Source organism: Wolbachia endosymbiont of Tuta absoluta, assembly GCF_059414725.1.
In genome coordinates this window covers 1-6,514 of sequence record NZ_JBNRJY010000260.1, presented here as the reverse complement: position 1 = coordinate 6,514, position 6,514 = coordinate 1, and the positions used below count along the sequence as shown (strand labels likewise).

The window sequence follows — 6,514 nt, the reverse complement described above, 5'->3', positions numbered from 1 at the left end:
CCACAATGTTTTCCATCCGATATAGCATGTGAAGTCCGAGGAACACGCTCGTCATAGTGACGAATGTTACAGTGATCTTCATTGGCCTGAAAGTAAATAAACATTGTAAAGGTAGACGCAACATTTGTTGTAAAAGCATATTTACTAAATCTCTATAAAAGGTTCTTAGTTAATCACAGATAAGTAAACTCCAGCTACCCACCACGCTACGAAGCCTACGAGTACGAAAATGTTCCAGACACAGATCGATCGGTTGAAGAATTTTATCAATCACAAAAATAAAGCTGGAATGGATGCTTTGGATATTGCGCTTAATAGTGGGAATGAAAAGGCCATTGAAGTACTTAGCTCATATGGAGCAGATATCGAGAATAAAGTAACTCCCAAGATTACTGTAGAAAAACCAAATAGTACCTTAGATGGAGCGGAAAGTATAGAAGTGGTATCCCCAATCAAACAAAAATAAAAGCAGCTCTAAATTCCTTGCTTTATTTACATTCTTTCTATAGTATGATATGTTAATGTTAGAATAGGGTATGTTTGCAGGTCAAAATAATAATCAACAGCAAAATAGAAATAGAGCACAGGCTTTAATAGAAAGAGTGCAAAATGCTTACAACAACACTAATAAAATTAAAAGATTCATTAATATAGTTTTATTAGTAAGTATGATTCCTTCATTTTTTCTTCTTGTACAGCTCTCTTTGTATTTATCATTAGTAAATTATTTTTTCAAACCAAGGGAAAATGAAAAAAGATTATCAGCGTGGCCAAAAAATGTTATTAGAATAACATTAAGCATTTTTTTAATTATACACATTATTAATTCCTGTGTGCTTTTGGTACTGCCTATATTGTGCTTATGTTTGCTAAACAAATCACTCATTGAAGAAATACAGCAGTTTAACGATTTAATACAACAAATTCCAGAGGAAGAAAGGCCTATTTTCTTTCAAGATTTAGCAGCCATTCCTTTTATGGCACAAACTACTCATGACCCAAGTGCAGTTGCTAGTATAAACTTGAGTGTTGATAGACTCATAGAAAAGTATAAAGAGAATTTAAGCAAAGATGAATTCTATGTACAGCTAAATAGAGGCAACACAACCGACATTGAAGAGTACATCAAACAATCAAATGAATTTACAGAAGGCGATAAATCTCATGCACTTGAATGCTTAAGATTTATCAATAGAACAGGAGATAATTTTAAAGACAATCATAGTAAGTTAACATTAAAGCAAGCAGCTATTTTATGTTGGAAAGCCTGCAATGATAGAAATACAGGAACAGAGAATCAAAGAATTCCTTTGAGTGATGCAGGCATAAAAAATAGAAAGGATATGTTTGTAAAAGGTCTTGTAGACGCTGCAACAACTTATGGTAATCAAGGTCAAAGTTGTGCAGGTGGAACATACAATAAATTATTTGAGTCTTTATCTGGCTTACATCCATCAGTGGTTATTACACTCGATGGAGAAGAGGCTAGAGAAATGATAAAAGAAACGATCACACAAAAATTCCCTGAAATGGCCAGAGCCAATTTCACCAATTTCTCTGGAACAGAACAAGAAAGGATCCGTAGCGAGTTACCAGAGTTATCATCTGAAACAGTAAGGTATATTATGACTACGCATTCAGCTCTTGAGAGAAGGTGTCAAGAGTTCAGCAATAGATTAAACAATGATAAAAAGAATGAAATATTAGAAGAGTGTATGAGCAACTTATCCTGTGTTGAGCTAGAAAGTCCAATTGAAAGGAGAAGGTAAATTGTATTTGATTGTCGCCATTTATTTTAAAATATGAAGCAGAGTTTTGTATGATTATTTGAACTTAAGTTTATGTATTGAAATAACATGTAAAACCACTTCGTGTAGGTGATATGTTATGTTTTATCTACATGTCAAGGATCCTTCTCTCAACTTAAAGATGTTGCTAATCAGCACATACAAATGTAATATTAATTAATATTTATAAATAAAGCAATTCCATGGAAAGTAACTACAACGCCGACGCAATAAAAATCCTAAGAGGTCTTGATGCTGTAAGAAAGCGTCCAGGTATGTATATTGGTGACACTGATGATGGATCAGGCTTGCACCATATGGTGTATGAGGTTGTTGATAATGCGATAGATGAGTCTTTAGCTGGTTATTGTAGTAAGATTGAAGTTAGCATAAATGAAGATGGTTCAGTTTCTGTAACCGACAACGGTCGTGGCATTCCAACAGACATTCATCCAGAGGAAGGAATATCGGCAGCAGAAGTAATAATGACCCAATTGCATGCAGGAGGTAAATTTGACAGCAATACCTATAAGGTTTCCGGAGGATTACATGGTGTTGGAATTTCAGTTGTGAATGCATTATCAAGTTGGCTGGAATTAACCATCTGGCGCAATAAAAAAGAACATTTTATGCGCTTTGAAGATGGTGAGTCTATTGAATCTTTAAAGATAATTAATGAAAACACAAATAAAAGAGGAACTAGAGTAACGTTTATGCCATCAACGGGGACTTTTAGTAGTATTGATTTTAGTTACTCCACTCTTGAGAGTCGCATCAGAGAATTGGCATTTTTAAACTCAAATATTGAGATAATTTTGCGTGATCTCCGTAATAAACCACATGTAGAGTCTCATTTTAACGATAGTAAAGAGTCTGAAGATAATTTTGGTACAGCTAATTTTGTACGGTACTTAGACAAGAATAAGACACATGTTACTAAAATTGCCAGCATTAGAGATAATGTAAAAGATCTAGGTACCAGTGTAGAAATATCAATGGAGTGGAATGATTCCTACTATGAGAATATGCTATGCTTCACAAATAATATAAGACAACGGGATGGTGGTACGCATTTGGCAGGGTTTAGATCTGCACTAACCAGATGTATCAATAACTATGCAAACAATGAAGGTTTTTTGAAGAAGGCAAAAGTGAATTTGACTGGAGAAGATGTTAGAGAAGGCTTAACTTGTGTTTTATCTCTCAAGATGCCTGATCCTAAATTTTCTTCACAGACAAAAGATAAATTGGTCAGTTCTGAAGCGCGGGCAGTTGTAGAGAGCATAGTTTTTGACAAGTTGAGTACAATACTTGAAACTGACCCCAAGTTAGCAGCAAGTATAGTAGAAAGAGCGATTAGGTCAGCAAAAGGAAGAGAAGCCGCAAGAAAAGCACGAGAGTTAGTTAAAAATAAAAACAATATTAATATTGCAACTCTACCGGGAAAGCTTGCCGATTGTCAGGAAAAAGTTCCTGAGTTATCGGAATTGTTTATAGTAGAGGGTAATTCCGCAGGTGGTACTGCAAAGCAGGGACGTAATCGTAAAACACAGGCGGTACTTGCTTTAAGAGGGAAAATTCTAAACGTAGAACGTGCAGGGCTGGATCGTATTTTTTCATCTGCAGAAATTGGCTCTCTGATCACGGCAATTGGGGCTGGAATAGGGAGTGAGCACTTCGATATTGAAAAAACTAGGTATCATAAAATTATCATTATGACAGACGCAGACGTTGATGGCTCGCATATAAGAACTTTGATTCTAACTTTCTTTTTTAGACATATGCGTGAAGTAATTGAGAAAGGGTATTTATACATAGCGCAGCCACCGCTCTATAAAGTTACAAAAAATGCTAAAGATACTTATATCAAAGATGATGAAACTTTTGAAGAGTATATAGTAAATTCAGCGATTAAAAGATTAACATTAAATGGTGTAGGCAAAGATTTGCGTTTCGTTTTGAATAAGTGCCTCAGTATTTCAAACATTAGCAAAAATTATGATAGGGAAATACCAAAAGATCTCTTAGAATCATTGCTAATTTTAAGCAAAAAGAATGCTCTATTGTCTGCTGATGAGATATTAAAATATTTAAAATTGATGTATAGTGAATATAATTGGGAAGTAGAAGTAAAAGATGAGGAAATTCACATTGCTAAATTGTTTCAAGGGTTAGCAGACAAATATGTATTCTCGCTTAGTATGCTTGAAAGTAAAGAAATACGGAATATATTGAGTTCTCTTGATAACATAATTGACTTATTTAATGGTGATTCATTTTTACAGTCGCAAGAAACTGAAATAAAAATAAAGTCTCCAAGTGCACTCGCAAAAATAGTGATGGATTATGGTAAAAAAGGTTTAACTCTGCAGAGATTTAAAGGCCTTGGTGAAATGAATGCTGATCAGCTTTGGGAAACTACACTCAATCCAGAAACTAGAACTCTGTTAAAAGTTGAAATAAAAGATTGTGAAGAAGCAGATAGTATATTTTCGGTGTTAATGGGTGATATAGTTGAACCACGTCGTGACTTTATAAATAACAATGCACTTAACGTGCATGATGTTGATATTTGATTTTAGAAACGCTAAACCCTTATGGCTTAGCATTGTGTGCCAAACCGGCTATTTAAAACGTACTACTAACCAATCCATTTCAGAAATCTGAATTGATCTCGGTTGTATTTCCGTTTTCGATCATAAATATATAGATTTTCTGCCCTATTGTTGTTATAATTAACACCTTGCTAAATTGAATATTAATGAATGAATTGAGAAGGCTCACTATTACAGAGATGCATGATGGACTAAGGCGGGGGGATTTTTCTGCTGTTGAGCTTGTAGAGACGCATGTTAATGCAGTTGAAAATGAGCAACTAAATGCATTTGTAACAAAAACCCCAGAAATCGCGATAAAAGCTGCTAAAATAGCAGATGAATACTTCTTGAAACAAAAAGATAATATTTCACCACTTATGGGCATACCAGTTGGTGTTAAAGATTTATTCTGTACAAAAGGAATAAAAACAACAGCATGCTCAAAAATGCTGGAAAATTTCATCCCTACTTATGAATCTACGGTATCTAACTTGCTTTTAAAAAATGGAGCAGCCATGCTTGGTAAACTTAACATGGATGAGTTTGCTATGGGTTCTGCGAACACAAACAGCTATTTTGGTCCTGTTAAAAATGTATGGATTAGAAAAAGTGACGGAGAAAAAGTTGTTCCTGGTGGATCATCTGGTGGATCTGCAGCATCAGTTGCTGGGTTTTTATGTGCTGGAGCACTAGGAAGTGATACTGGTGGTTCTGTACGCCAACCAGCAGCTTATTGTGGAGTTGTTGGAATAAAGCCAACTTATGGAAGGTGTTCGCGTTTTGGTATGATTGCGTTTGCAAGTTCTCTCGATCAAGCAGGAGTAATTACTCGTTCCGTTTCTGATTCAGCATTAATGCTTGAAATAATTTGTGGCTATGATGAAAAAGATTCAACATCGAGCAAAAGGACAGTGCCTAAATTTTCCAGTTTTATAAATGGTGATATTAAGGGTAAGCGCATTGGTATACCAAAAGAGTATAAGATGGATGGAATTTCAGAAGAAATCGTTCATCATTGGGAAAAAGTTTCTTCCAATTTAAAAGAAAATGGTGCTGAAGTTGTTGACATTACTCTGCCTCATACTAAATATGCGATACCGGTTTACTATCTAATTTGTTCTGCTGAAACTTCATCTAACCTTGCTCGCTATGATGGTGTACGTTACGGATTCAGGGTTGATGCTGATACCCTTGAAGAAATGTATTCGCTAACAAGAGCAGAAGGTTTTGGTAAAGAAGTGAAAAGGAGAATTTTAATTGGTTCTTATGCTCTTTCTTCAGGTCATTACAATGAGTATTATGAAAAAGCACAGTGCATTAGGGCATTAATCAGAAATGATTTTATAAAAGCGTTTGAAAAAATAGATTACATACTTGTGCCATCTGCTCCAACAGAGGCTTTTGGCTTAAATGAAAAGCCAGACCCGCTAATTATGTGCATCAATGATGTGTTTACCGTGCCGGCAAGCTTAGCAGGGTTACCTGCTATTTCTGTTCCTGTTGGACTTTCCAATGAAGGCTTACCACTTGCTTTACAAGTAATTGGAAATTATTACGATGAAGCTGGAATATTAAATATGGCAAGTGTGATAGAGCAAAATTGTGGCAGAATAGTTAATTCCCTTACGTAATATGTTTTCTTATAGTAACTATAGCATTATGATTATTTTGGCTATAGGAAACAAGAGCTTGATTTTTACAGCTAAATAACAGACCATCAAAGGCACACATAAATATCTACAATGAAAGAAAAAACTTTCACAATCATTGATGGTTATGGTTTTCTTTTCAGAGCTTATTACGTTTTGCATCATTTGACTACCACAGCTGGTATTCCAGTAGGTGCTGTGTACGGTTTTCTTAATATGGTTCTGAAGTATATTTCCCATTCGGACTACTTAACTATAGCACTTGATTCTGGCAAAAAAAATTTCAGGCACAGTTTATATTCTGAGTATAAAGCAAACAGAGTAACACCTCCTGAGGATCGATCTGGACAGTAATGTAGCAATTTTCAGTATGGACGAAAACAATCCTCATATTGTAAAATTTGCCAAAGAAGGAAAAATTACCTGTGTATATGAAGAAGGTTTTGTAACCATTAAAAAAGGAGACTGGAAAATCCGGATC

General features: G+C 35.0%; 3 protein-coding genes and 2 pseudogenes. All 5 read left to right on the top strand.

The genetic code is table 11. From position 1 onward, the window contains the following. Window positions 1–247: 247 nt before the first annotated feature. Window positions 248–466 (top strand): annotated as a pseudogene (locus ACJ5GX_RS02940) (ankyrin repeat domain-containing protein); the annotation flags it as partial. Between the two features lie 70 nt (window positions 467–536). After that, complete coding sequence (locus ACJ5GX_RS02935; protein ID WP_019236892.1) at window positions 537–1,769, top strand: hypothetical protein; 1,233 nt, start codon at window positions 537–539, stop codon at window positions 1,767–1,769. A 221-nt stretch (window positions 1,770–1,990) separates the two neighbouring features. After that, complete coding sequence (gene gyrB / locus ACJ5GX_RS02930) at window positions 1,991–4,363, top strand: DNA topoisomerase (ATP-hydrolyzing) subunit B (RefSeq protein ID WP_052264704.1); 2,373 nt, start codon at window positions 1,991–1,993, stop codon at window positions 4,361–4,363. A gap of 185 nt (window positions 4,364–4,548) precedes the next feature. Then, entirely contained in the window at window positions 4,549–6,015 is a 1,467-nt protein-coding gene (gatA, locus tag ACJ5GX_RS02925) for an Asp-tRNA(Asn)/Glu-tRNA(Gln) amidotransferase subunit GatA (protein ID WP_052264705.1), read from the top strand. Between the two features lie 111 nt (window positions 6,016–6,126). Continuing rightward, a pseudogene (locus ACJ5GX_RS02920) lies at window positions 6,127–6,372 on the top strand (hypothetical protein); the annotation flags it as partial. Window positions 6,373–6,514: the final 142 nt, after the last annotated feature.

Excerpts from the sequence above, each read along its gene's own strand:
- gatA (WP_052264705.1), top strand. The coding sequence starts at position 4,549 with ATGAATGAATTGAGAAGGCTCACTATTACAGAGATGCATGATGGACTA.
- ACJ5GX_RS02935 (WP_019236892.1), top strand. The coding sequence starts at position 537 with ATGTTTGCAGGTCAAAATAATAATCAACAGCAAAATAGAAATAGAGCA.
- gyrB (WP_052264704.1), top strand. The coding sequence starts at position 1,991 with ATGGAAAGTAACTACAACGCCGACGCAATAAAAATCCTAAGAGGTCTT.